Here is a 25,648-nt window from a genome sequence, read left to right as displayed (position 1 = left end):
CGAATTCAGTAAAAACTCTTTACGCTTCTTCCAGATTGGCTGTGGCGCCCCCAAAGGCGACGCAGCAACCCGTCATGCCTGATGACCATAGCGAGTCGGTCCCACCCCTTCCCATCCCGAACAGGACCGTGAAACGACTCTACGCCGATGATAGTGCGGATTGCCCGTGTGAAAGTAGGTAATCGTCAGGCTTCTTATGCAGTACGTCCAGAACCCCGGTTTCTCCAGAAAGAGAGCCGGGGTTCTGGCGTTTGGGCGTGGGAAAAACACGTAGCCAGAACGCTCAAGCAGGAACAAAAAAACGGCCGTCCCAAGGGACGGCCGTTTTGCCTTCGACATCTATCACGCAGATTTAATCCTCGGTCTTCTGAGCCGCAGTCAGCGCATCAGGCGTCGTGATCGACGCGGCATCGACGAGTTGTTCCTGCGTCAGCTCCTCGAGCAGCGCCATATCGCGGGCAATCACCTGCGGGAGATGCGCGCGCAAAAATTCCACCCACGTCTTCGTCTTCGCATCGACGAATTTGCGCGACGGATACAGCGCGTACACGTTCACTTTCTGCAGAATGTGTTGCGGAAGCACACGCACGAGCGTGCCATTGCGCAGCCCTTCGATGGCCGCATAGACCGGCAGCATGCCGATACCCATGCCTTCGCGAATCGCAACCGCGAGCGACTCGGCGATATTCACCTGCACCGGCCCGTCGACGTGCATTTCCACGCCGCCTTCCGGACCTTCAAGCGTCCATTCGTGCGCGGGCGACGTCGGCGTCTTGAGAATCAGGCAGTCGTGATGCGCGAGATCGGCGGGCGTGCGCGGCGCGCCGTGCGTATGCACATAGCCGGGCGACGCACACAGAATGCTGCACGTCGAACCCAACTGGTGCGAGACCAGATCCGAGTTCGGCAACGAAGCCGCCGTAATCACCGAGACGTCACTGCTGCCCTCGAACAGATCGGGCAGACGCTGGGAGAGCGTGAGTTCGCACGTCACTTCCGGATGCAGCGCGCGATAACGCGAGATCGCGGGCAGCACATATTGCTGGCCGATACTCGCGAAACTGTGCATGCGCAACGCGCCGGCGGGGCGTTCATGCGCGCAGCTCGCTTCTTCTTCGGCGCTGTCGACGTCGGAGAGAATCTGCTTGCAGCGCTTGAGATAGCGCTCGCCCGCGGGCGTCAGCGCGAGCCGTCGCGTCGAGCGATTGAGCAGACGCGTGCGCAAATGCGCCTCGAGTTCCGAGACTGCGCGAGACATCGCACCCGTCGTCGAATCGAGCGATTGAGCCGCGGCAGTAAAACTGCCGGCTTCGACGACGCGGACAAAGACCCGCATATTTTGTAGCGTATCCATCAGACCTTCTTCTGAACGTTCTTGTTCGGTGCGAAAACGATATTGTCCGCCTTGCAGACCCTCACATTGTTGAGCGATCTGGAACGGACGTTCCCCGTCCCTCCCGTTAATTCGCTCCAGTGAGGCTCCTACAATCGGCGCCTGTCGGCCAGAGTGGATTCGCGATCACCGCACGCTCCGGCCCCGTGCAACCACGTTGTTCTGCCCTGCGTAAGCAGCGGCATTCTTCGTATCATTCCGAGCGTAGTCCGCAGTCCATGAACCGCCAGCCAGCGATACATCGAGCGATCGACTCGCGTCGGCGCGCTGAAATTCTTTGGCGCGCGGCGCGGCGCGGCCTGCGCGAATGGCGAGCCGGCCATGGCGCGATCTGGCTGCACCTGCTGAAAACGGTCACGGCGGGTTTGCTGGCGATGGGCATTGCGATGCTGCTCGATCTCCCGCAGCCGCGTATCGCGATGACGACGGTGTTCGTGCTGATGCAGCCGCTCTCCGGCATGGTGTTCGCGAAGAGCGTGTACCGCATCGTCGGCACGGCGGTCGGGATGGTGGCGGCGGTGGTCCTCGGGGCCGTGTTTATCCAGCAGCCCGAGCTCTACATCGCGGGGATGACGGTGTGGGTCGCCGCCTGTACGGCGGCTGCCATGCGGAATCGGCATTTTCGTTGGTACGCGTTCGTGCTGGCCGGCTATACCGCGGCGCTGATCGGCATCCCGCTCGTGATGCAGCCCAATGGCCTCTTTCTCGCCGCGCTCGGACGCGGGGCGGAAGTGGCCGTGGGCATCTTGTGCTCCGGGGTGGTCAGCGCCGTCATCGTGCCCCGTCAAACGGGCTCGGTGCTTGAGCGCACCTTGCGCACTCGTTATCTCGATTTTACTCAGTTCGCTGCTGGCGTGTTGTCAGGCGGTCTTGAAAGGGGCGCATTCGAAGGACGATTCGCGCGCCTTGTCGACGAGATCGTCGGTTTCGAAGCCACGCGCGCTTTCTCATTTTTCGAAGATCCGACGATGCGCGCGCGTAGCCAGTTGCTCGCGCGCCTCAACGGCGAGTTCATGGACGTGTGCGCCCGCCTGCACGCGCTGCGCCAGTTGAAGAAGCGGCTGCGCTGGACCGACGAGGCCATCGCGCCGCTCGCGCCATATTTCAGCGAACTTGCGGCTGCGCTCGCGCAGCGTCCGCGCCAGGGCGAGACCGATCGAACGTATGCGCTGCGTCTCGCTGAAAGTCTTGAAGCCTTTCAGCGTACGCTGCCGCGTCACGTGCGCGAGACGCGCCGTCCGCTCGAAACGAATGCGCCCGACGTGCTGCAGGACTTCGATACCACGGCGGAACTGATCTATCGCTTCACGTCGGAGATCGCGCGTTACAGCCGGACGTGGGCGTCGCTCACGCAGGCCGGGCTGCCGCCCGAGCCGCGCGTCACGCGCTATGTGCCGCGGACGAGCTGGTATGTGGTCGCGTTCACCTTCATGCGCACGGCCGTGGTGGTCGCCGCGCTGGGCTGGTTCTGGGTGGAAACCGACTGGCCGAGCGGCGGTCTCGCGATGATCGCCGGGGCGCTCACGTGCGCGCTCACCTCGTCGGCGCCGCGTGCCACGCGCATGGCGTTTCAGATGGCTGCGGGCGCGGGCTGCGCCGCCGTCGTCGGCTATTGGCTGATGTGCTACGTCTATCCGAACGTCGATGGATTTCCGCTGTTGTGCGCGGCGCTCGCGCCCTTGCTCGCGCTGGGCGCGTTCCTCGCGACGCGGCCGCGCATCGCGGGCTTCGGCGTCGGCTTTTCGGTGTTCCTGTGTCTGCTCGCCGGGCCGGACAACGTCATCTCGTACACGCCCGATCTGCTGGTCAACAACGGTCTCGCCGTCGTGGCGGCGATGGTGGTGGCCGCGCTTGCGTTCGCCGTGGTGTTCCCGCCTCACATGAACTGGCTCGTGGCGCGTATGTGCGTCGCGCTGCGCGGTCAGGTCGTGATCGCGTGCCGGGGCGAACTGGCGGGCCTGAACCAGCAGTTCCAGTCCGGCGCGCACGATCTGATGCACCAGTTGCGTCTGCTGCTCAACGGCCGCAAGCAGGCGCATCGGCGCGCGCTGCGCTGGATGCTCGTGACGCTCGAAGTGGGGCATGCCGTGATCGACCTGCGCAGCGAGGTGGAGCATGCCGCGTGGCTCGATCTCGTCAATCCGCGCTGGCGCGTGAGCTTCGGGCATCTGCTCGACGATATCTCGGGCCTGTTCGAGCACCCCGACGCGGCGCAGCTCGACCGCACGCTGAGCGCCCTGCGCGGGGCCACATGGATCGCCCAGGAGGCGCTGCCGTCCGTCCAGCACGACCGTGAGCGCCGTCACGACGTGCAACGCATCCTGAGCCATCTGCACTTCATTCGCAGCGCGCTGATCGACCGCGATGCGCCCCTTGGCGCCCTCGCGCGCCGCGCCGCGCGCGGCCGGCCGTTCTGGCCGCGATCGCATTCGAACTCTCATTGATCTGTCGCATTGAACGAACGCTTCAATGTGCTTTAACGTTTGACCCGCGCGCGATCCTCGCGTGGCTTGGAAGAATGCCTTCCAGCCGGGCTTCTTAATTTATCCAGGCGTGAGTCATATAGTCACATCACTGCTTCGGCAGTACCCGTTAGCACTGGAGAGTGAAATGAAGTCCCTGAAGATCGCTGTTGTTGCCTGTTCGCTGTTTGCCGCCGCCGCTGCTTATGCACAGAGCGAAGCACCGGCAGCGAGCGTCCCTCAGCAGGTCGCACAAGGCGCGGTTCAATCGGCCGCGCAAGCGCCCGCGCGCGAAGTCGCGAAGTCGGCCGTCAAAGACGAATGCGTCGGACCGGTCAGCTTCTGCAACATTTATTTTGGTAGCTGAGATCGAGTAACCGCCCGCGATGTGCTGGCGCACGCTTGAGATTCTTGCCGCGGCGCCTGCGTATGGGTCCTGCGGCTTTGCGCATTTCCGGCTGCAAAACTGTTTTGCACAATCCGTAAATGCAAACCGCCGAAGCGAGACCTGAAAAGGGCACTTGGCGATCAGAGAGTTTGTGGAGACTTTGATGTACGAAGACCGTATCCGTTGTGCCGCCTTGCGCGGGAAGATTACCTCGGCCGCCGAAGCGGCTCAACTCGTGCGCAATGGCATGCGCGTGGGCGCCAGCGGCTTTACCCGCGCCGGCGACACGAAGGCCGTGCCGATCGAGCTGGCGCGCCGCGCGCGTGAAGAGAAAGAGCCGCTGCGTATCACGCTCATGACCGGCGCCTCGCTCGGCCACGACGTGGACCGCATGCTGACCGAAGCGGGCGTGCTCGAACGCCGTCTGCCGTTCCAGGTGGACACCACGCTGCGCAAGGCCATCAATCGCGGCGAAGTGATGTTCGTCGATCAGCATCTCTCGGAGACCGTCGAGATGCTGCGCGCGAATCTGCTGGGCAAGCTCGACCTCGCGATCATCGAGGCCGCGGCCATCACCGAAACCGGCGCCATCATCCCCACGACTTCGGTCGGCAATTCGGCGAGCTTCGCGATTCTCGCGGAGAAGGTGATCGTCGAAATCAATCTCGCGCAGCCGCTCGGTCTCGAAGGTCTGCACGACGTCTGGATTCCGGGCCGCCGCCCGCATCGCGATCCGCTGCCCATCGTGCGCGTGGACGATCGCGTGGGCACGCAGGCCATCGAGATTCCGCCGGAGAAGATCGCGGCCATCGTCATCACGAACGAGCCGGACAGCCCCTCGACCGTGCTGCCCGCCGATGAGGAAACCGCGCGCATCGCCGGCCACCTGATCGACTTCCTGCAGCACGAAGTGAAGCATGGCCGCATGAGCGCGCAACTGCCGCCGCTGCAGGCGGGCATCGGCACGATCGCGAACGCGGTGCTGTCGGGCTTCGTGGATTCGCCGTTCGAAGCGCTCACGATGTATTCGGAAGTGCTCCAGGACTCGACCTTCGACCTGATCGACTCGGGCAAGATGGTGTTCGCCTCGGGCGCCTCCATGACGCTCTCCGCGCCGCGCCAGGCACAGGTGCTCGCCGAACTCGACCGCTATCGGGACAAACTCGTGCTGCGCCCGCAAGAGGTGAGCAACCATCCGGAAGTGATCCGCCGTCTCGGTCTGATCGCGCTGAACACCGCGCTCGAATGCGACATCTACGGCAACGTGAATTCCACGCACGTGGGCGGCACGCACATGATGAACGGTATCGGCGGCTCGGGCGACTTCGCGCGCAACGCCTCGTGCGCGATCTTCGCGACCAAGGCCATCGCCAAGGACGGCAAGATTTCGAGCATCGTGCCGATGGTGCCGCACGTCGATCACAACGAGCACGACGTCGATGTGATCGTGACCGAGCAAGGTCTCGCCGACCTGCGTGGCCTCGCGCCGCGCGAGCGTGCCGCGCTGATCATCGACCGCTGCGCGCATCCGCTCTATCGCGACCTGCTGCGCGACTACTATCGCGACGCGCTGAAGCACGGCGGTCAGACGCCGCACAATCTCGCGAAGGCGTACGAGATGCATCTGCGCTACAACGAAACGGGCTCGATGCTGCCGGAAGTGGGCGAGGGTCTCGTCGCGAATGCGTAAGCATGGCGAAACAAGCCGCGCGTAAGCGACGTATTTAAAACACGCGCATAAAAAAACGGGAGCACCTGCGAAGGTGCTCCCGTTTTCTTTTGGGCGAGGCTGCCGCGCTACGCTCGCCGGACCAGCCGGATCACGAACAGCAGGATGACCGCGCCGACGATGGCGGTGATGATCGAGCTGATCATGCCGCCGCCGATGTTGATGTGCAGGACGCCCGCGAGCCAGCCGCCAATGAACGCGCCCACGATGCCGACGATGATATCGACGATCAATCCGAAGCCGCCGCCCTTGACGAGCAGACCCGCGAGCCAGCCCGCGATTGCGCCGATGATGAGCCAGCCGATGATGCCGTGTTGCATATTGGATTCCCCCTTGTTGGCGTGAACGAAGTCACGGTGTATCGAGCTTAGCCGAGGGTCGAAAGCGCGTCCACGAAAGCGGGCCAGAATTGACAGTTCTTGAAATCTGCCGGGGCGTGTTTCAGAAAATGAAACAAAACAGCAATGCGATGGTAAGGATTGCGTGAGGAATCCGTATGCATTGCGAGCGCAGAGGCTTATTCGGGCGCAGCCTCGGTTTCCGCCGCCGTCCAGCTCACGCTGGAGACACTTTTTTCCATGCTCAGCCGGCTCGCCATCTGTTCGAGCTTGGGCTGGTATTTCGGATGCAGGCGCAGCGTGGCGGTCACGCGCAGACGTTGCGGCTGGCCGTCCACGTCCTCGCTCGTGAGGCTCTGAAACGACAGCGGCGTCGAGTACATCGAATTCGAGAGCACCGTGCGAATGTGGATCTCGTCCTCCTCACGGCACACCACCGTCAGCACGTAGACGCTCACGAGATCGGCGTTCGACACCGGCGACTGGTTGATGATGCGGCTCACCTCGCGCAGCACCGTGTTGGTGAGCAGCACGACCGCCGTGCCCGCGACGGCCGGCACGTAATGCCCCGCGCCGCACAGCACGCCCACGGCGGCCGAGCACCAGAGCGTGGCGGCCGTGTTGATGCCCTGAATCGAGCCCTTGTCGCGCATGATCACGCCGCCGCCGAGAAAGCCGACGCCGGACACCACGTAGGCCGCGATCTGCGTGACGCCGCTCGACCCGTTGCCCGTGAGCACGCCGAGCGTGACGAACAGGCACGCGCCGCTGGCGACGAGCGTGATGGTGCGCAGGCCCGCCGTGCGCTGACGCATCTGGCGTTCCAGTCCGATGGCGACGCCGCAGGCGAACGCCGCGAGAAGGCGCAAGGCGAATTCGTAAGTCATCGTTCTGTCATGAAAAACGGCGCGCGGGATGCGTTGCCGGGCGGCTGCGCGCCCTTGCGATCCGCGCTGCGGTAGCGCCGTGGATCATACGCGGGCGCGCCCGGCTAGCCAAGCTGGCGCGGCTGTCATTTACAGGTCAGCGTCCAGCCACGGCCGCCAGGCGAGACTGGCGCCATTCACAATGAATCAAGCCAGAAAGAGCAAGACGATGGAGAGGAGTCGCTGATGGACACGCTGCGCAACATGCGGATTTTCGTGAGGGTGGTGGAGTCGGGCAGCTTCACGCGCGCCGCCTCGAACGAAACGATGACGACGGCGCAGGTCTCGCGCGCCGTCACGGACCTGGAGTCGCGGCTGCGCACGCGGTTGCTCAACCGCACGACGCGGCGCATGTCGCTGACCGAGGCGGGCGAGCGCTATCTGCAAAGCTGCAAGCGCATTCTCGCCGACATCGATCAGGCCGAAGCCGAGGCCGCCGCCGCGCACGCGAATCCGGCCGGCAAGCTGCGCGTCTACGGCGGCACCAGTTTCGGCCAGCATTACGTGATGCCGCTGATCGCGCGCTATCAGCAGCATTTGCCTGATGTTTCGGTCGACTTGACGATCGCGCAGCAGATGCCCGACATCATCGAGGAAGGCTTCGACGTGGCCGTGGTGGTGGCCGCCGAACTCGAGGATTCCGCGCTGATCTCGCAGCATCTGGGCAGCACCGCCGCCATTCTGTGCGCCTCGCCCGACTATCTGCGCGCGCGCGGCGTGCCGCGCTCGTTCGACGATCTCGAAGCGCACACCTGCCTGCATCTCACCGATGCGAGCCTGACCGCCGGCCAGTGGGTGTCCGAAGGGCCGCTAGGCGAGACGTTTCGCCACACCGGCGTGACGCCGTTCCAGGTGAACAACCCCGAGGCGCTCGCGCTCGCCATTCGCGAGGGCATGGGCATCGGGCCGCTGCCGGTGCCGGTGGCGCTGCCCGGACTCGCCGACGGCTCGCTCGTGCGCGTGCTGCCTTCGCATCGTCTGCAAAAGCTGAACATCTTCGCGCTCTACGCCTCGCGCCGTTATCTGGACGCGAAGATCCGCACGTTCGTGGAGTTTCTGCGCGAGAAGGTGCCGCTCGTGCTCGCCGAGCAGGAAGCGGCGCTCGCGGGCTGCGACGCGCCCGCGTCGAGTCGCCGCGCGACCGCGCATGCGCGCAAGGTGCGCGAGCCCGACCGTCTGCGCCTCGTGAACTGAAGCCCGCGCCTCGCCGCACGAGGCGCGCCGCCGGGACGCTCGATGCCGCTGCGCGGCAAGCGCGGGCGCGGGGCGGTGCGTGACTGTCAAACGCGCCATCTTCGCGCCACGCATGCGCCACCGCGATTGCCTATGATGCGGACCCGCCAGAGCCGGATCTGCATCCGGTCCGAACCCGATATGAAGCCCGGCCGGACGACGCCCGCAGCGCCGTTCGCCTCGTCCGTGCCGTCACCACCGCTCGCACAACCTGCCCCATGTGGATCGTCAATCTCGCGCTGAAGCGGCCCTACACGTTTATCGTGATGGCCATCCTGATCGTGCTGGCCACGCCGTTCGTGCTCATGTCGATGGCCACCGACGTGCTGCCGAACATCAACATCCCCGTCATCAGCATCATCTGGTCGTACACGGGTTTTTCCGCGCAGGACATGGCGCAGCGCATCACCTCGGTCAACGAGCGCAGCCTGACGACCACGGTGAGCAACATCGAGCACATCGAGTCGCAGTCGCTGCCCGGCATCGCCATCATCAAGCTCTTTCTGCAACCGGGCGCGAGCCTGCAGACCGCGATCGCGCAGGCCGTGGCGTCGGAGCAGGCGCAGCTCAAGCAGATGCCGCCGGGCGCCACGCCGCCGCTCGTGATCAGCTATTCGGCGTCGAGCATTCCGGTGATCCAGCTCGGGCTGTCGAGCAAGTCGATGAGCGAACAGGCGCTCGCCGATATCGCGATGAACTTCCTGCGCCCGCAGCTCATCACGATTCCGGGCGCGCAGGTGCCGTATCCGTACGGCGGCAAGACGCGCGTGATTTCGGTGGACATCGACACGCGCGCGCTGATCGCCAAAGGTCTCACGCCCGCCGATATCGTCAATGCGGTCAACACGCAGAACCTGATTCTGCCGACCGGCACCGCGAAGCTCGGCCAGACCGAATTCCGCGTCGATACCAACGCCTCGCCGGACACGATCGCGGGCCTGAACCGCATTCCCGTGCAGACCGTGAACGGCGCGACCACCTATCTCGGCGACGTCGCGCACGTACGTGACGGCTTCACGCCGCAGACCAACATCGTGCGCCAGGACGGCCAGCGCGGCGTGCTGATGTCGATCCTCAAGAGCGGCGACGCCTCCACGCTGCAAGTGGTGGGCGCGCTCAAGGATCTGCTGCCGAAAGTGCGCGACACGCTGCCCGCCGATCTCGTGATCCAGCCGCTGTTCGATCAGTCGATCTTCGTGTCGGCGGCGGTGCAGGGCGTGGTGCGCGAAGCGCTGATCGCCGCCGCGCTCACGGCCGCGATGATCCTGCTGTTCCTCGGCAACTGGCGCAGCACGCTGATCATCGCGGTGTCGATTCCGCTGTCGATTCTCGCCTCGATCATCGCGCTCTACGCGCTCGGCGAAACCATCAACATCATGACGCTGGGCGGGCTCGCGCTCGCGGTCGGCATTCTCGTCGACGACGCCACGGTGACGATCGAAAACATCGAACGGCACCTGCATTCAGGCAGCGATCTGCACACCGGCATTCTCGAAGGCGCGGGCGAAATCGCGGTGCCGGCGCTGGTGTCCACGCTCTGCATCTGCATCGTGTTCGTGCCCATGTTCTTCCTCACGGGCGTGGCGCGCTTCCTGTTCGTGCCGCTCGCGGAAGCCGTGGTGTTCGCGATGATCGCGTCGTACATTCTCTCGCGTACGCTGGTGCCGACGCTCGCGATGCTGCTGTTCGCGGGTCACGATCCGACCGCGCATGCACGGCCCGGCGCGCGCGTTTCCGGCTTCACGCGCGTGCATCTGCGCTTCAATCACTACTTCGAACGCGTGCGCGCGAATTACATCGCGCTGTTGAGTCTGCTGCTCGCGCGCCGACGCCTGTTCGGCAGCACATTTCTCGCGTTCTGCGTGCTCTCGCTCGGACTCGTGTTCTTTCTCGGCCGCGATTTTTTTCCGTCCGTCGACGCGGGCAATATCCGTTTGCACATGCGCGCGCCCACCGGCTATCGCATCGAGGAAACCGCGCGTCTGGCCGATGAAGTCGAGAAAACGATCCGGTCCGTCGTGCCGCCCGATCAACTCGCGACCATCGTCGACAACCTCGGTTTGCCGTATAGCGGTATCAATCTTTCGTACAGCAATTCAGGCACGATGGGCACGCTCGACGGCGAAATCCAGATCGCGCTGACGCCCGATCACGATCCTTCGCGCATCTATATCGACAAGTTGCGCACGCTGTTGCCGCAGCGGTTTCCGGGCATCGAATTCTTCTTCCAGCCCGCCGACATCATCACGCAGATTCTCAACTTCGGTCAGCCCGCCGCCATCGACGTGCAGGTCGTGGGTTCCGATCTGGACAAGGACATGGCGCTCGCGAGCACGCTGCTCAAGCAGGTGCGCCAGTTGCCGGGCGCGGTCGATGCGCATATCGCGCAGCGCAACGACGAGCCCGCGCTGATGCTCGCGATGGACCGCTCGCGCATGCAGCAACTGAATTTGAGCCCGCAAATCGTGGCCCAGGATGTGCTGATCGCGCTTTCGGGCAGTTCGCAGACATCGCCCGCATTCTGGGTCAGTCCGCAGAACGGCGTGGAATATCCGCTCGCGGTGCAGACGCCGCAATATCGCGAAGCGTCGGTCAACGAAGTGATGAACACGCCGGTTTCGGCGCACGCGAGCACGGCGAACGCACCGCTGCAACTCGTGAGCAATCTCGTGCAGCTCAAGCCGCACGACGGCCCGGCGCTCGTCACGCACTACAACATCCGTCCGGTGATCGACGTGCTCGTGAGCGTGGAAGGCAGCGACCTCGGTTCGGTGGGCGCGCATATCGACGCGCTGATCCGCAACGTGCAGGCGCACGCGCCGCGCGGCACCACGGTCACGATGCGCGGGCAGATCGGCACGATGCGCTCGTCGTTCATCGGCCTGGGTGTGGGCATTGCGATGGCCGTGGTGCTCGTCTATCTGCTGATCGTCGTGAACTTCCAGTCGTGGGCCGATCCGCTCATCATCGTCAGCGCCTTGCCCGCCGCGCTCGCGGGCATCGCGTGGATGCTGTTCATCACCGGCACGCATCTGAGCGTGCCCGCGTTGACGGGCGCGATCATGACCGTGGGCGTGGCGACCGCGAACAGCATTCTGGTGGTGTCGTTCGCGCGCCAGCGTCTTTCCGCGGGCGCGACGCCGCTGGCCGCCGCGCTCGAAGCGGGCGCGACGCGGATTCGCCCCGTGCTGATGACCGCGTTCGCGATGATGATCGGCATGGTGCCGATGGCGCTCGGTCTCGGCGAAGGCGCGGAGCAGAACGCGCCGCTCGGCCGCGCCGTGATCGGCGGGCTGCTGTTCGCCACCGTTTCGACGCTGCTCTTCGTTCCGCTCATGTTCGCGACGGTGCATTCGCGACTCGCGCATCGCGCCGAAGCCCGGCGCGAACGCGAGGCGCAACGCCGCCGCACGTGATGCAAGGACGCTCGACAACCGCATATTCTGGCCGATGACATGAACGAACCTCACCACCATTCTTCCCTCGACATCGCCGTGGGCGGCGAGCAGGGCATGGACCTGCCCGCGCGCGGCCAGGCCGGCAAGCGCGCGCGTATCGCGGTGATCGTGGTCGGCGTGCTGCTGGCGGCGGGCGCCGCGCGCACGATCGTCTCCAACGTGATGAACGCGCATCATCTCGCCGACGTGACGAAGCAGAACGCGCAGCAGTACGTGAGCGTCGTGCTGCCGAAGGCTGCGGGCGCGGACGGGCGCATCGTGCTGCCCGGCACGCTGCGCGGCTACGTGGAAGCGCCGATCTATTCGCGCGCGAGCGGCTACGTGCTGAAGTGGTACGCCGATATCGGCGCGCATGTGCAGCAGGGCCAGTTGCTCGCGGAAATCGACACGCCCGAGATCGACCAGGAACTCGCGCAGGCGCAGGCGCAGCGCGATCAGTCGGCGTCGACGCTCTCGCTCGCGAAGACCTCGTTCGAGCGCGCGCAGCAGTTGCGTCAGCGCGATGCGGTCTCGCAGCAGGAACTCGACGACCGCCAGGGCGCGTACAACCAGGACGTCGCCAATCTGGCCGCCGCCGACGCCAACGTGCGCCGCCTGCAACAGACCAAGTCGTTCCAGCGTATCGTCGCGCCGATTACGGGCGTGATTACGCAGCGCAATGTCGATATCGGCGACCTCGTGAATTCGGGCAACGGCGGCGCGGGGCATGCGCTGTTCGCGATCGCGCAGTCCGATCCGCTGCGGCTGTATCTCGACGTGCCGCAAAGCGATGCGCCGCACGTCGCGCTCGGCCAGCACGTGAGCGTGACGCAGCAGGAGATGCCCGGCGTGACCTTCGACGGCACGGTCACGCATACGTCGCAGGCGATCGACGTCGCCACGCGCACGTTGCAGGTCGAAATCACGCTGCCCAATCACGATGGCAAGCTGCTGCCGGGCGCTTACGTGCAGGCGGCGCTGCAAACCGATTCGCACGGACGCCTGACCGTGCCGGGCAACGCGCTGCTGTTCCGCGCGGAAGGCCCGCGCCTCGCGGTCGTCGATGCGGACGGCAAGATCCGCCTCAAGCCCGTGGAGATCGCGCAGGATCTCGGCCAGACGCTCGAAATCGGACGCGGCATCGAGCCGACCGATCGTGTCGTGCTCAACCCGAGCGATTCGATCGCCGATGGCGACAGCGTCGTCGTGGTCGCGCCGCATGCCGGCGGCGCAAGCGGTGCGAGCGGCGCCAGCGGGACGAACGGCACGAACGACAGCGCGAAGCGGAGCACGACGTGAGCGCAACGAGCTTCCCTTCGAAGGCGCGCGCGCTGCTGACGCTGATCGGCGTGGCGGGACTCGCGGCCTGCACGGTCGGCCCGGACTATCAGAAGCCGCAGACGGCGAGTCCGGCCGCGTGGCGCGTCGATCCCGCCGACGCCTACTGGCACGCCGCGCAGCCTGCGCACGCGCCGCTCGATCCGCGCTGGTGGGCGGCGTTCGGCAATCCGGAGCTGGATGGTCTCGAAGACGCCGCGCTCGCCGAAAACCAGACGCTGCGCGTGGCCGTCGCGCACTACGCGCAGGCGCGCGCGACGCTCGGTTCGGTGTCGTCGCAACAGGCCCCGCAGGTGTCGCTCGGCGCGGGCATCGCGCGCGAACGCATCTCCGCGAACCGGCCACAGACGACTTACGTCACGCCGAACATGTCGACCGTGCAGAACGATATCCAGGTCGGCCCGACCATCAGCTACGAGCTGGATCTGTTCGGGCGCATCCGGCGCATGGTGGAGTCGGCGCAGGCGTCCGCGCAGGAAGCCGGCGACGATCTCGCGAACGCGCGGCTCGTGCTCACCGCCGAGCTCGCGACCGATTACTTCGCGATGCGCGAACTCGACGATGAAATCGACGTCGTGAACCGCTCGATCGCGTTGCAGCAAAAAGCGCTCGATTTCGTGAGCGCGCAACACGATCTGGGCGCGGTCTCGGGCCTCGATCTGCTTCAGCAGAAGGCGCAGCTCGACGCCACGAAAACCCAGGTGCATCTGCTCGAAAACCAGCGTCAGCAGGATCAGAATGCGATTGCGGTGCTGATCGGCAAGCCCGCGCCCGAGTTCGTGCTCGCGCCGAAGGTGACGCCGCTGCCCACGCCCGCGCTGCCAACCGGCCTGCCGAGCGAGCTGTTGCAGCGGCGGCCCGACGTGGCGTCGGCCGAGCGCGCGATGGCGGCGGCCAATGCGCAGATCGGCGTGGCGCGTTCGGCGTATTTTCCGGACCTCACGCTCTCGCCCACGCTGGGCTGGGAATCGACGCGCTTCAGCAACCTCTTTTCGGTGCCGAGCCTGATGTGGTCGCTCGGTGCGAGCGCGGGCGAAGTGCTGTTCGACGGCGGCAAGCGCGCGGCGGGCGTGGATTACGCGCAGGCCGGCTACGAGTCGGCGCAGGCCTCGTATCGTCAGACCGTGCTCACGGCGTTCCAGGAGGTGCAGAATGCGGTAACGGGGCTGTCCGTGCTCGAACGCGCGTCCACCGACGGCCAGTCCGCCGTCGACGACGCCCGCCAGTCGTTCGAACTCGCCAACGACCGCTACCAGGGCGGCCTCGTCGCCTTCATCGACGTGCTCAACGCCGAGCAGCAACTGCTTGCCAGCGAGCGCCAGGAAGTGCAGATTCACGGACAACAGGCCGCCACGGTGGTATATCTGGCGAAGGCGCTGGGCGGCGGCTGGAGCGCGGACGACCGCGCGCTCGCCTGCAGCATGGGCACCTGCCGCGAGACGCCCGCGCCGGGCGCGGCCGCCGGCAAGGGATAGGCTCACAATGCTCGCGTGCAACGTCACGCGTGCAGCAACACAAGATCATTCGACGCGGCCCAGGAGGCCGCGCACGAAGCGGAGGGCAAGCATGAAAGTTCTGGTTATCGAAGACGAGCGCAAGGTCGTCGATTATTTGCGCAGCGGGTTGAGCGAGCAAGGCTGGATCGTCGACGTGGCGATGGACGGCGAAGAGGGCGCGTGGATGGCCACCGAATACGATTTCGACGTGATCGTGCTCGACGTGATGCTGCCGAAGCTCGACGGCTTCGGCGTGCTGCGCGCGGTGCGCGCGAAGAAGGACACGCCGGTCATCATGCTGACCGCGCGCGACCGCGTGGACGACCGCGTGCACGGTCTGCGCGACGGCGCCGACGACTATCTGACCAAGCCGTTTTCGTTTCTCGAACTGGTCGAGCGGCTGCGCGCGCTCACGCGGCGCGCCCGCGCGCAGGAATCCACGCTCATTTCGGTGGGCGATCTGCAGGTCGATCTGATCAGTCGCCGCGCGACGCGCGACGGCGTGCGTCTCGATCTCACGGCGAAGGAGTTTCAGTTGCTGTCGGTGCTCGCGCGGCGGCGCGGCGAAATTCTCTCGAAGACGCTCATCACCGAGCTCGTCTGGGACGTCAACTTCGAAAGCAACGCGAACGTCGTGGAAACCGCCATCAAGCGGCTGCGCGCGAAGCTCGACGGACCGCACGCGTCGAAGCTGCTGCACACGATCCGCGGCATGGGCTACGTGCTCGAAGTGCGCGAGGACGGAGGCCAGCTGTCATGAAGCGCTCGATCTCGCTGCGGCTGTCGGCGATGTTCGCAGCGGTCTCGCTGATCGTCTTCACGCTCACGGGAACGGGCCTGTTTCTGCTGATGCAGCGCCAGTTGATCAACGAGTTGCGCGAGACGCTCGACACGCGCGCGCGCATCGCGAGCCTGATCGTTTCGCACGCGCCCGACGAAAAGAAGTGGGCTTCGGTGCAGGAAAAGCTGCGCGATCTCTCGCCCGCCGACAGCCGCATGCATTACTACGTCGAAGGCCCCGATCCGCGCTTTCGTTTCGGCACGCCCATCGTCGGCACGATCACGGGCGACGCGGGCAACAATCATCAGCTCGTGCGGCCGCCGGGCTGCACCTACGACATCATCGTCACGAGCATGACGGTGCCCGCGAGCGGCGATCGCCCCGAAGTGAAACTCGTGGTGGGTAGCGACTGCGTGCGCACCGAGAGCATGCTGCGGCGCTTCGGTATCGCGCTCGGCGTGCTGATCGCGCTCTCGACCATCGCGGTCGCGCTGCTGAGCCGCGCGGTCACGCGTTTCGGTCTCGCGCCGCTTACGCGGCTGTCGCGCGAGGCCGCGCAACTGAGCCCGTCGAACCGGCGGCAGCGGCTGCATTCGGGCGAGTTGCCGGAGGAATTGCACGAACTGGCGACCTCGTTCAACGGCGCGCTCGAACGTCTCGACAAGGCCTACGAGCGCCTCGAATCGTTCAACGCGGATGTCGCGCACGAACTGCGCACGCCGGTGAGCATCCTGATCGGGCAGACACAGGTCGCGCTCACGCGCGATCGCTCGGTGGAACAGTTGCAGCAGACGATGCAATCGAATCTTGAGGAATTCGAACGATTGCGCGTGATCGTCAACGACATGCTGTTCCTCTCGCGCAGCGATCGCGGCGAACGTGCGACCGAACTCACGGAAGTCTCGCTGCGCGGCGAGGTCGAGCGCATGCTCGAATTCCTCGATATGCCGCTCGAAGAAGCGCAACTGAGCGTGCAAGTGCAGGGCGACGCGCGCGCGTGGGTGAACACGTCGCTGATCGGGCGCGCGGTGAGCAATCTGTTCGTCAACGCGATTCAGCACTCGCCGCCGGGCACCGTGTTGCAGGCCACCATCGCGCCGCAGGACGGGCACGTGGAAATTGCCGTGTCGAATCCGGGCGAGCCGCTCGATCCGTTCGTGCGCGAGCATATCTTCGACCGTTTCTATCGCATTCAGGAAGCGCGCTCGAACAGCCACGAGAATCACGGCCTCGGATTGTCGATCGTGAAGGCGGTCGCGGAAATGCACGGCGGCACGGTGTTCGTGCGCAGCGCCAACGGCATCAATACGTTCGGTTTTTCGGTGGCCGCGCAGGACGGCGGGACGGCGGCGCGACCGAATCCGGCGACCGGGCCGGTGGAGTCGAATGCGCCGCGTCAGGGGCGTGCGGGCGTGCCGCTGCACGTGTCATCCTGAACGCTTCGCAACAGTCTGGGTCGCGCGAGACCGGGTCGCGCTAGACCGGGTCGCGCTAGACCAGTTCGTCGTCCTCGGCGGCGGCCGTCGCGCCCTGATTGTGCTGGTCGCGGCGCAGCAGGTCCCAGCAACTGATGAACAGCGCGGCGATCAGCGGCCCGATCACGAAGCCGTTGATGCCGATGAGCGAAATGCCGCCGAGCGTCGAGATCAGCACGACCCAGTCGGGCAGGCGCGTGTCCTTGCCGACCAGCACCGGGCGCAGCACGTTGTCGACGGTGCCGATGACGAGCGCGCCGAACAGCGCGAGCCCGACGCCGCGCACGAGATCGCCCGTCGAGATGAAATAAATGGCGATCGGCAGCCACACGAGCGCCGCGCCCACGGCGGGCAGCAGCGACAGCAGCATCATCACGAAACCCCACAGCAGCGCGCCCTGAATGCCGCAGACCCACAGCGCGATGCCGCCGAGCGTGCCCTGCACGAAGGCGACCACCACGTTGCCCTTGACCGTCGCGCGGATCACGGTCGTGAACTTGCGGATCAGATGCAGCTTGTGCTGTTCGTCGAGCGGAATGGCGTCGCGCACGAGGCGCGAGATTTCGCGGCCGTCGCGTACCAGAAAGAAGAACAGATAGAGCATCACGCAGAAGCTCACCATGAATTGCAGCGTGTTCTGCCCGAGGCTCAGCGCGCGCGTGGCGACGAACTGGCTGATCTGCGCCGCGCCCGCCGTCAGTCGCTGCTGCAGGCCGGGCAGATCCATGAGGTCGTAGCGCGCGAGCACGTTCTGCACCGACTGCGGCAGCGCATGCACGATCTGGCTGAAGAACGCGCCGAAGTCGAGACTGCCCGCGCGCACCTGCGCATAGGCGAAGCCGACCTGCTGGATCAGCGTGCCGGCGACCAGCGTGAGCGGGAAGATCACGATCACGAGACAGAACAGCAGCGTGATGAGCGCGGCGAGATTGCGCCGGCGTCCGAGGCGCGCGACGAGGCGGCGCTGCACGGGCTGGAAGATCAGCGCGAGAATGGCGCCCCACAGCACGGTGCTGAAAAACGGCGCGAGCACGAAGCACAGCGCGATGGAAACGACGAACAGCAGCAGGTAGAAGGCGGTCTGGTGGAGGTGCTTGTTGCCGTCCATGAGCGTGGGATTCCAGTTGGGGCGGGCAAGGCCAGTCGAGGAGCTTGCCGGTCATGATACCGGCTTGTTGGGCGCGCCCCGCGCGGTGTGCTCGCGGGGTGTCTGTCGCGCAGATTGATTGGTGCTGCCGCCGCGACCTCAGACCGGGCGGGCGCCCACGAGCCGCACGCGCGTGATCTCCGAAGGCGCGCCCAGACGCTTCGGCGGCCCCCAGTAGCCGGTGCCGCGGCTCGTGTAGACCCACAGGCTGCCGAGCTTTTCCAGCCCCGCCGTGAACGGCTGCTGCAACCGCACGAGGAAATTCCACGGAAAGATCTGGCCGCCGTGCGTGTGGCCGGACAGTTGCAGCGTGTAGCCCGCGTCGGCGGCCGCGTGCGCGCTGCGCGGCTGATGCGCGAGCAGCACGCGCGTGTTCACGTCGTCGGGCGCGCCGCGCAGCGCGCCTTGCGGGTCGCTGCGGTGCGCGGGATCGAAATGGCCGCCCGTGTAATCGGTCACGCCCGCGAGCACGAGCCGCGCGCCGCCGTGCTCGATCACCACGTGCTGGTTCATCAGCACCGTCAGGCCGATGCGTCGAAATTCGGCCACCCACGCATCGGCGCCCGAGTAGTACTCGTGGTTGCCCGTCACCAGATAGACGCCGTGCTGCGCGGCGAGCCGCCCGAGCGGCGCGGTGTGATCGGCGAGATGTTGCACGCTGCCGTCGACCACGTCGCCGGTGATCGCCACCACGTCGGCGTCGAGCTGATTCACGGCGCGCACGATGCGCTCGACGTAATCGTGCTTGATCGTCGGACCGACGTGGATGTCGCTCAACTGCACGATCGTGAAGCCGTCGAGTTCGGCGGGCAGATTGCGGATCGGCACGTCGACGTTGCGCACGCGCGCGCGCCGCCGCGCGTTGAAGAAGCCGAAGGCCGTCGAGGCGAACGCCAGCACGACCACCGCCGCCGCGCTGCCGGTACGCCAGCGCGCGAGATCGGCGGCGTGCGGCCAGATCGCGGCGACGGTCATCAGCGAGGCGAGCACGAGATCGCGCACGATCGTCAGCATCAGCAGCGACGAGAAAAAGCCCATGAACAGCATGCCGGTCCAGGCGAGCCGGTCGCCGAGCGGCTGGCGCTTGAAGCGCCGCGCGAGCATGCCGGGCGGAATCACGAGCACCGACAGCACGAGCCAGAGCACCGCGAGCCATTTGACGGCGGCGGGCACGGGCAGATCGGGAATCAGGCGAAAGCCGACATAGGCGTGCAGCAGGATGCCGATGGCGATGAAGCGGACCAGGAACGAGAGTCGAGGCATGGCGGGCGCGGTCGGTGCGGAATCGGAACGGTGGCGGGGAACTTCGGCTGCGGTCGGGCGCGGTCGGCCGCGCGGAGCAAGCGCGATGCAGACTCGATGCGAACGCGATGCACACACGCGATGCAAACATCAGCGCGGACGGCGAACCCGGCATCGGCGGGCGTGCGCTGCGATGCATTCTACCGGCGCAGCACGGATCGTGCCGCGTGCGGACGGGCGCCCGGTAAACGGCGCCGCGGCGCCGCTTGCGCAGTGCGGCATAACCCTGGATTGTCAGGCGCGCGGCGGAGTCGCAAGATTTTTATGCGGGCCGCGCATGCTGCATAGCGCTATTAAACGTTCATTGAATCGGACTGATCGATGGACTATGCTCGAATCGAGGTCCACGCGTTTTTTCGGGCACTCTGGGGGAGACGGGTCATGAAAATTACCAGGCCGGTCGTGCAAGGGCTTCATGGTCGTCACGTAGGGCGCGAGGGCAGTCATGTGATGCTGCCGCTCGTTGTCCTCTCGATCATGGCGGTGGTGTTGTACTTCGCGCTCAAGCATATCGACATGCTCGAGATCGGGCGCAGCGCGCTATTCGACGTCGTGATGGTGTTCGTGGCGCTCGGCATCGCGGGCTTCTTCGGCGTGGCCGGCGCGTGGCTGCGCTCGCGAACCACCGAGGAGCCGGCCGAGGGCTTCTGCTTCATCGGGGCGTTGATCGGCGCGGCCGTGTTCTACCTCGCGCTGTTCGTCTGAAGCGCAGCAAGCGGGCCGATGTCGTGTGACGGGGCGCGCCGCGCCGTGCGACACTGCGCGCTCTGCTTTCCGCTTTGCATGCGTTTTCCGACCCGATGTTCGATCTCTTCGACGATACGCCCCAACCCGATGTCGACTGGCATCCCGCCTGGCTCGCGCCCGCGGCGGCGGCCGATTATCTGGCGCGCATCGTCGCCGAAACGGACTGGCGTCAGGAGCGCATCCGCACGCCGGGCGGCTGGGTCGACCAGCCGCGCCTGACCGCGTGGCAGGGCGATCCGGGCGCGGTCTATATCTACTCGGGCATTCGCAACGTCCCGCAGCCGTGGACGACGGCCGTCGCCGAACTGCGCGACGCCGTGACCGCGCAATGCGGCGTGCGCTTCAACAGCGTGCTGCTCAACCGCTATCGCGGCGGCAGCGACAGCATGGGCTGGCACGCCGATCACGAACCCGAACTCGGCCCCGAACCGGTGATCGCCTCGCTGAGCTTCGGCGCCACGCGGCGCTTCGACCTGCGCCATGCCGCGAGCGGCGTGACGCGCTCGTTTCCCTTGTCGAGCGGCAGTTTGCTGGTGATGCGCGGGCAGACGCAGGCGCAATGGCGGCATCGCGTGCCCAAAGAGCCGTCGGTGAGCGGCGAGCGCGTGAATCTGACGTTTCGGGTCGTGATGTCGGAATTGCGCAAGAAGTCAGGCGATCGAGGGTAAATCGCGGCGAGATCGCGGCGAGATCGAGGGGATTTCGCGACTTCGCCACGCATGCGTCGTCATTCGCGCTAAAAATCAAATATGACTTTATGCGCATAAATTTTTTATAAGCGCGATTGCACGTCGGCGCGCGGTCGTGTACGCAGTTGTGTAGCGACCGCTATTCCTCGCCCAGCCGCCGCCTGATCGTCGCGACAAGCCGGTCGAGCGGCAAGCTCGCGGCGCTGAGCGCGGTCACGTCCGGAACCTGCTCGCGCGCGATATCGGTGAGCACCTGGCCCGGCGGCGCTTCGACCAGCACCGTCGCGCCCGACTCGATCATGACCGTGAGCGCATCGAACCAGCGCACCGTGTGGCGCATATTGGTGGCGAGATCCGCACGGATCGCATCGCCGCTATAGAGCGGACGGCCGCCGCGATTGTCGATGTAGACGCCTTCGGGCGCACGGAACGGAATCTCGCGCGACCACGCCACGAGCGCGTCCGCCGCGTCGGTCAATAGTTCGCAATGCGAAGGAACGGACACCGCGAGGCGTTGCGCCTTGCGCGCGCCTGCCGCGAGCGCGCGCGTGGCGAACGATTCGAGCGCGGCATCCGCGCCCGCGACGACGATCTGGCGCGGCGCATTCACATTGGCGACGTAGACGCGTTCGCCGGTTTGCGCGGCGAGCGTCTGCGCGAGTTGCTCGACTTGCGTTTCGCTCAGGCCGGAGACAGCGCTGAGGCCATAACCCGAAGGCCACGCGGCTTCCATGAGTTCGGCGCGCTTGCGCACCATGCGCAGCGCGTCGGCGAATGCGAGCGCGCCGCAACACACGGCCGCCGGATACGCGCCCACCGACAGGCCCGCGCTGAACTGCGGCGTCAGTCCCGCATGCGCGAGCGCGCGCGCCTGGGCGACGCCCGCGACCGTGAGCCCGATCTGCACGGCGACCGTCGATTGCAGCGCCTCGGCGCTGTCGAGCGCGAGCACGTCGCTGCCGAGCACCGACGAGGCTTCGTCGAGCGTCGCGCGCACGACGTCGTGTTCGGGTAGCTGATGCAGAAAGCCGGGGCTTTGCGCGCCCTGGCCGGGAAACAGGCAGGCGAGCGTCATAGAGAGCTTGCCGATGACGCCGCGTGCCACGGATCGGCGACGAGCCGCGCGCCGTCGCGCGCGCGCAAAAGCACGCGCGCTTTACCCATCGTGAGTTCGGCCAGTGCGACGCCGCCTGCGGGCGTTTCCAGTTGCGCATCGACGCGCGTGCCCGCAAGACGCGCGGCCTCGGCGAGCGCGTCCGCGAGCGCATGCAGGCTGGCGGGATCGCCGCGCTGCGGTACACGGATCAGCACGTCGAGATCGCTCGATGCGGTGATCGTCGGCGTCTGCGTGGCGAGTTCGAAGCCGACGCTGCCCGCCGGTCCCCACACGTAGCCGCTCAGCGCGTCATGCGCGCGCAAGGCGGCGAGCGCGACGAACGCGGGCAGGGCGGCGCGTTCCGGCGCGGGGTCGCAATCGAGCAGCGCTTCGGGTGAAACAGATGCTTCGATATCCTGAACAGAAATCCACGTGCCGTAGCGCTCGGCGCGCGTCGCGCCGCGCACGCCCGCCGCGACAAAACCCGTCGCCGCCTCGGCGCGGCGCACGACCGCGAACGGCGCGCGCGCGAACGCCGCGCGGACCCACGCCGGTTCGTCGTCGGATTCGGCGAGCCGCTTGAGCCGCAGCAGATCATGCGCGCGCCAACGCGCATCGCTTGCACCCACGCTCGCGCGCAGCGCGCTGGCGGCGAACGGCGGCGCGGCGCACACGCGCATCAGTTCGCGTCCCACTGTTGCGCAAGCCGCTTGCGCACTTCGATCGACGCCGCGCGCGTGCGCTGCGCCGCCTCGCCTTGCAGACGATGTGCGAGACCGCTCGTGTCGCCGCGCGCTTCGTGCACCTTCTGCGCGAGCACGTCGCGCACGCGGGCGATCTGCGCGTCGCTGGGCGCGTCGGCATCGACGTCGCCGATCAGTTCGTCGAGCAGGCCGAGCTTCGCGAACGAGGCCATCGAATACGACATCGGCACGATCTTTTCGCCGAGCGCGTCGAGGTCTTCGACGCTGCGCCGCGTGACGCGCGCCGCCGCTTCCTTGCCCATCGCGTGCACCATCGTGCCGGGCGCGTCGAGTGCGACGATGCGGTTGGCCTGATAGCCGTGCGCGAGAAATGCGCCCGACATCGCGGGCCCGACGATCAACGCGACCACGGGATGACCGGCCTGCCGCGCGCTCGCATAAGCATCGACGGCGGCGGCGCACGCGAGATGAATGCCGAGCATTTCCTCGCGATAACCATACGCCTGACTCTTCACGTCGACGATCGCCACGATCGGGCGGCGCGTGCCGCTCGCCTTGTCCGCGTCGATGACGTCGCGCACGGCTTGCGCAAGACGCCAGCCCTGTTCGAGCCCGACCACGTTGTCGCGCGCGCGAGGAAAACGGTTGTTCGCATCCGGCGCGACGGTGATGAAGCGCGCGGTCTCGCCGCCGAGCGGCGCGTCGGCGTACTGCACGCACGCGCCGTTCACGCCGTCCGGCTGCTGGCCCGCGAGCGCGCGCAGCCAGCGTGCGCCGCGATTCAAGGTCGATTCGCTCATGCGGTTTCTCCGTGCGTGCGCGAGGCGTTCAAGGGCGACGGGCCGAAGATGGCGCGCATCGTGTCGGGCGTCACGGCGGCGGGATCGATCTGCGCGAGCTTCGCGAGCGTGGCCGCGACCTGCCCGGTGCGATGCGCCGCCGGCACGCCCTGCGCGAACGCAGCGCGCACGGCCTCGCGCACATCGTCGACGGCATCTTCCACGAGCGCGTCCGCAAAGCCGGTGCGTGCGCGCTGCTCGCCGCCGATCAGTTGCCATACGCGGCGGCGGTCGCTGGCGTCGAGTTCCTCGATGCCTGCTTCCTGCTCGATCACTTCGGGGCCGTTCATGCCGAGGCGGCCTTGCTTCGTCATCACGAGATACGAGCACAGACCGGCCGCGAGCGACATGCCGCCGAAGCAGCCCACCATGCCCGCGATCACGCCGACGACCGGCACGTGACGGCGCAGCGCGACGATGGCCGACTGGATTTCGGCGATCACGGCGAGGCCGAGGTTCGCTTCCTGGAGCCGTACGCCGCCGGTTTCGAACAGCACGACGGGGCGCACGATCTTGCCGCGCTCGCAGTCGGCGAGCGCGAGTTCGAGCGCCGCCGCGATCTTGCTGCCCGAGACTTCGCCGATGCTGCCGCCCTGGAACGCGGACTCGATCGCGGCGACCACGGCGGGCTGGCCGTCGATGGTGCCGCGCGCGATCACCGCGCCGTCGTCGGCCTGGCAGACGATGCCTTGCAGCGGCAGCCACGGCGATTCGATGCGGTCGAACGGTCCGAGCAATTCGCGGAACGTGCCGGCGTCGAGCACGGCGGCGGCGCGTTCGCGCGCGCTCAACTCGATGAAGCTGTCGCGCAGCAGTGCGGATTGATTAGCCATGCTCACGATCTCGCTCCTTGCGCGCCGTTCTGCGCATCGTCCTGCGCGGCCTCGACGGCTTCCGCGAGCCGCAGCGCCACGACGCCGGGCGTCGCGCCGAAGTCGTTGATCTCGATGAGCGCCGCGCCGTCGTAGCGCGTGAAGAAGCGGTCGAGCACGCTCTTCCAGATGTGGCTGTAGCCGTCCACGCTCGTGTGCACGACCACGCGCGCCTGCATGTCGGCGGCGGGCTGCAGCAGCACTTCGAGATCGCCCGAGCCGACCACGCCCACATGCGCGCGCGTGGTCACGGCGCGCTGCGCCGGATAGTCGAATGTCAGTTGTTCCATGAAACCGTCCTCCCGCCGATGCGGTGCTGAACCAGTCTGTCGATGAAGAGCGTCGCGGCGAGCAGATCGGCCGCGCCGCCTGGCGATGCGTTGAGCGCGAGCAGCGCGCGTTCGAGCGCGTCGAACGCGTGTCGGCCCGCGCGCGTGGCGATGCCGCCCGCGTCGCGCACGCGCTGCGCGCCGGCTTGCGCGGCTTCGCGTCCGGCGAGGCCCGCGCGATGCAGCACGCAGGTGTCGTCGAGCGAGGCCATGATGGCGAGCAGGGCGTCGACGCGAGCGGCGGCTTCGTCGTCGCCGCGCGCACGCGCGTCGTGCAGCGCGGGCAGGCCGACGCGCAGCACGTGCGGGAAGCCGTTTTGCGCTTCGCCGCGCGCGCCGCCCACGTTGTAGCGCTCGCGCACGCGCTCGCCGTTGCTGCGGGCGGGCTGCGCGAGCAGGTCGTCGAAGCGCGCGATATGCGCGGCGGTTTCGCCGATGCGGGTGGCGTGTGCATACGCACTGTCGTCGACGGCGGGCGTGTGCACGATCGCCGCGCCCGCAACCAGCAGGCCCACGATCCAGATCGCGCCGCGATGCGCGTTGCTGCCGGCGGTCGCGCGCATCATCGCCGCTTCGCCCGCGCGGCCGATGCGCGCGAGGTCGGTGCGCAGCGCGGTGCCGGGCCGTGCGCCGGACGAAGCGCGCGCGAGCGCGGCGAAGGTCGGTTCGAGCGCGTGCGCGGAGCGCAGCATGATCGCCAGGTCGAGGTCGACGTGCGCGCCGCTGCCGCGTGCATCGACGAGCGCGGGCTTCGGCGTGAGCCGCGCTTCATCGATCAGCGCGTCGCGGGCGAAGCGCGCCAGTTGCGCGTCGGGACGCAGCGCGCTTGCGTGAGCGCCCTCGTGTACCGCTTCGGATGCCGTATAAGGCGCGCTCTCAGCAAGCGGCGCAACAACAGCCGGCGACGGATTCGATTGCGTGCGCATC

The 25,648-nt window shown here is 66.7% G+C and carries 22 protein-coding genes and 1 rRNA gene; 12 read left to right on the top strand and 11 right to left on the bottom strand.

The genetic code is table 11. The features are described 5' to 3' along the window. The first annotated feature begins 77 nt into the window (after window positions 1–77). Window positions 78–191, top strand: a 5S ribosomal RNA gene (rrf, locus tag BMY06_RS29135). Window positions 192–352: 161 nt separating this feature from the next. On the opposite strand, the gene BMY06_RS29130 is transcribed toward rrf, so the two are convergent. Continuing rightward, window positions 353–1,354 carry a LysR family transcriptional regulator gene (locus tag BMY06_RS29130; RefSeq protein ID WP_065059408.1) on the bottom strand — a complete coding sequence of 334 codons (1,002 nt, stop codon included), beginning with the start codon at window positions 1,352–1,354 and terminating at the stop codon, window positions 353–355. Between the two features lie 257 nt (window positions 1,355–1,611). On the opposite strand from BMY06_RS29130, the gene BMY06_RS29125 reads away from it, so the two are divergent. The 3 genes from BMY06_RS29125 (at window position 1,612) to BMY06_RS29115 (ending at window position 5,933) form a co-directional block, all read left to right on the top strand. Further along, window positions 1,612–3,837 (top strand): FUSC family protein, encoded by a 2,226-nt coding sequence (locus BMY06_RS29125; RefSeq protein ID WP_065059409.1) that lies wholly within the window; start codon window positions 1,612–1,614, stop codon window positions 3,835–3,837. Between the two features lie 166 nt (window positions 3,838–4,003). Then, a complete protein-coding gene (locus tag BMY06_RS29120; RefSeq protein WP_065059410.1) occupies window positions 4,004–4,222 on the top strand; it encodes a hypothetical protein in 219 nt (72 codons plus the stop codon). A 184-nt stretch (window positions 4,223–4,406) separates the two neighbouring features. Further along, on the top strand, window positions 4,407–5,933 hold the full coding sequence (locus tag BMY06_RS29115) for an acetyl-CoA hydrolase/transferase family protein (RefSeq protein ID WP_065059411.1): 1,527 nt from the start codon (window positions 4,407–4,409) through the stop codon (window positions 5,931–5,933). A gap of 107 nt (window positions 5,934–6,040) precedes the next feature. Here BMY06_RS29115 and BMY06_RS29110 read toward each other — a convergent pair whose 3' ends face one another. Together BMY06_RS29110 and BMY06_RS29105 are read right to left on the bottom strand one after the other, a co-directional pair. After that, the gene (locus BMY06_RS29110) at window positions 6,041–6,292 is read right to left on the bottom strand and encodes a GlsB/YeaQ/YmgE family stress response membrane protein (RefSeq protein WP_065059412.1); all 252 of its coding nucleotides are present in this window, start codon (window positions 6,290–6,292) and stop codon (window positions 6,041–6,043) included. 197 nt (window positions 6,293–6,489) lie between these two features. Then, a complete protein-coding gene (locus BMY06_RS29105) occupies window positions 6,490–7,197 on the bottom strand; it encodes an MgtC/SapB family protein (RefSeq protein ID WP_074986712.1) in 708 nt (235 codons plus the stop codon). Window positions 7,198–7,422: 225 nt separating this feature from the next. Between BMY06_RS29105 and BMY06_RS29100 the strand changes: the two genes are divergently transcribed. The 6 genes from BMY06_RS29100 (at window position 7,423) to BMY06_RS38215 (ending at window position 16,957) form a co-directional block, all read left to right on the top strand. Further along, window positions 7,423–8,430 carry a LysR family transcriptional regulator gene (locus BMY06_RS29100; RefSeq protein ID WP_065059414.1) on the top strand — a complete coding sequence of 336 codons (1,008 nt, stop codon included), beginning with the start codon at window positions 7,423–7,425 and terminating at the stop codon, window positions 8,428–8,430. Window positions 8,431–8,687: 257 nt separating this feature from the next. Continuing rightward, complete coding sequence (locus BMY06_RS29095) at window positions 8,688–11,885, top strand: efflux RND transporter permease subunit (protein WP_074986711.1); 3,198 nt, start codon at window positions 8,688–8,690, stop codon at window positions 11,883–11,885. Between the two features lie 39 nt (window positions 11,886–11,924). After that, window positions 11,925–13,205, top strand: a complete 1,281-nt coding sequence (locus BMY06_RS29090) for an efflux RND transporter periplasmic adaptor subunit (protein WP_074986710.1) — start codon at window positions 11,925–11,927, stop codon at window positions 13,203–13,205. After that, window positions 13,202–14,719 carry an efflux transporter outer membrane subunit gene (locus BMY06_RS29085; RefSeq protein WP_074986709.1) on the top strand — a complete coding sequence of 506 codons (1,518 nt, stop codon included), beginning with the start codon at window positions 13,202–13,204 and terminating at the stop codon, window positions 14,717–14,719. Before BMY06_RS29090 ends, BMY06_RS29085 begins: the two co-directional genes overlap by 4 nt. Window positions 14,720–14,810: 91 nt before the next feature. Continuing rightward, complete coding sequence (locus BMY06_RS29080; RefSeq protein WP_065059417.1) at window positions 14,811–15,500, top strand: heavy metal response regulator transcription factor; 690 nt, start codon at window positions 14,811–14,813, stop codon at window positions 15,498–15,500. After that, window positions 15,497–16,957, top strand: a complete 1,461-nt coding sequence (locus tag BMY06_RS38215; protein ID WP_080180691.1) for a heavy metal sensor histidine kinase — start codon at window positions 15,497–15,499, stop codon at window positions 16,955–16,957. Before BMY06_RS29080 ends, BMY06_RS38215 begins: the two co-directional genes overlap by 4 nt. 55 nt (window positions 16,958–17,012) lie before the next feature. Here BMY06_RS38215 and BMY06_RS29060 read toward each other — a convergent pair whose 3' ends face one another. Then, the gene (locus BMY06_RS29060; protein ID WP_074986707.1) at window positions 17,013–18,104 is read right to left on the bottom strand and encodes an AI-2E family transporter; all 1,092 of its coding nucleotides are present in this window, start codon (window positions 18,102–18,104) and stop codon (window positions 17,013–17,015) included. A gap of 138 nt (window positions 18,105–18,242) precedes the next feature. Then, on the bottom strand, window positions 18,243–19,406 hold the full coding sequence (locus tag BMY06_RS29055; protein WP_074986706.1) for a metallophosphoesterase: 1,164 nt from the start codon (window positions 19,404–19,406) through the stop codon (window positions 18,243–18,245). A 420-nt stretch (window positions 19,407–19,826) separates the two neighbouring features. On the opposite strand from BMY06_RS29055, the gene BMY06_RS29050 reads away from it, so the two are divergent. Together BMY06_RS29050 and BMY06_RS29045 are read left to right on the top strand one after the other, a co-directional pair. Next, window positions 19,827–20,150 (top strand): hypothetical protein, encoded by a 324-nt coding sequence (locus BMY06_RS29050; RefSeq protein WP_065059420.1) that lies wholly within the window; start codon window positions 19,827–19,829, stop codon window positions 20,148–20,150. 95 nt (window positions 20,151–20,245) lie between these two features. Beyond that, the gene (locus tag BMY06_RS29045) at window positions 20,246–20,860 is read left to right on the top strand and encodes an alpha-ketoglutarate-dependent dioxygenase AlkB family protein (protein WP_074986705.1); all 615 of its coding nucleotides are present in this window, start codon (window positions 20,246–20,248) and stop codon (window positions 20,858–20,860) included. Between the two features lie 160 nt (window positions 20,861–21,020). Here the strand turns inward: BMY06_RS29045 and mdcH are convergent, their stop codons facing one another. From mdcH to BMY06_RS29015, 6 genes are read right to left on the bottom strand one after another with little or no spacing between them, the layout of a single operon-like run. Next, window positions 21,021–21,956: a malonate decarboxylase subunit epsilon gene (gene mdcH, locus BMY06_RS29040; RefSeq protein WP_065059602.1), complete on the bottom strand. Its 936-nt coding sequence runs from the start codon at window positions 21,954–21,956 to the stop codon at window positions 21,021–21,023. Continuing rightward, window positions 21,953–22,657 carry a malonate decarboxylase holo-ACP synthase gene (locus tag BMY06_RS29035; protein WP_074986725.1) on the bottom strand — a complete coding sequence of 235 codons (705 nt, stop codon included), beginning with the start codon at window positions 22,655–22,657 and terminating at the stop codon, window positions 21,953–21,955. The genes mdcH and BMY06_RS29035 overlap by 4 nt, the downstream gene beginning before the upstream one ends. Further along, window positions 22,657–23,481 carry a biotin-independent malonate decarboxylase subunit gamma gene (gene mdcE, locus BMY06_RS29030; protein ID WP_074986704.1) on the bottom strand — a complete coding sequence of 275 codons (825 nt, stop codon included), beginning with the start codon at window positions 23,479–23,481 and terminating at the stop codon, window positions 22,657–22,659. The genes BMY06_RS29035 and mdcE overlap by 1 nt, the downstream gene beginning before the upstream one ends. Beyond that, window positions 23,478–24,353 carry a biotin-independent malonate decarboxylase subunit beta gene (locus BMY06_RS29025; protein ID WP_074986703.1) on the bottom strand — a complete coding sequence of 292 codons (876 nt, stop codon included), beginning with the start codon at window positions 24,351–24,353 and terminating at the stop codon, window positions 23,478–23,480. The genes mdcE and BMY06_RS29025 overlap by 4 nt, the downstream gene beginning before the upstream one ends. A gap of 2 nt (window positions 24,354–24,355) precedes the next feature. Continuing rightward, window positions 24,356–24,682, bottom strand: a complete 327-nt coding sequence (locus BMY06_RS29020; RefSeq protein WP_074986702.1) for a malonate decarboxylase subunit delta — start codon at window positions 24,680–24,682, stop codon at window positions 24,356–24,358. Continuing rightward, complete coding sequence (locus tag BMY06_RS29015; RefSeq protein ID WP_074986726.1) at window positions 24,670–25,647, bottom strand: triphosphoribosyl-dephospho-CoA synthase; 978 nt, start codon at window positions 25,645–25,647, stop codon at window positions 24,670–24,672. The genes BMY06_RS29020 and BMY06_RS29015 overlap by 13 nt, the downstream gene beginning before the upstream one ends. Between the last annotated feature and the right edge of the window lies 1 nt (window position 25,648).

The sequence above is a fragment of the Paraburkholderia tropica genome (assembly GCF_900109265.1).
Classification (GTDB): Bacteria; Pseudomonadota; Gammaproteobacteria; order Burkholderiales; family Burkholderiaceae; genus Paraburkholderia; species Paraburkholderia tropica.
Note: the sequence above shows the minus strand (reverse complement) of the source record. Positions and strands in the feature narration are given on the sequence as shown.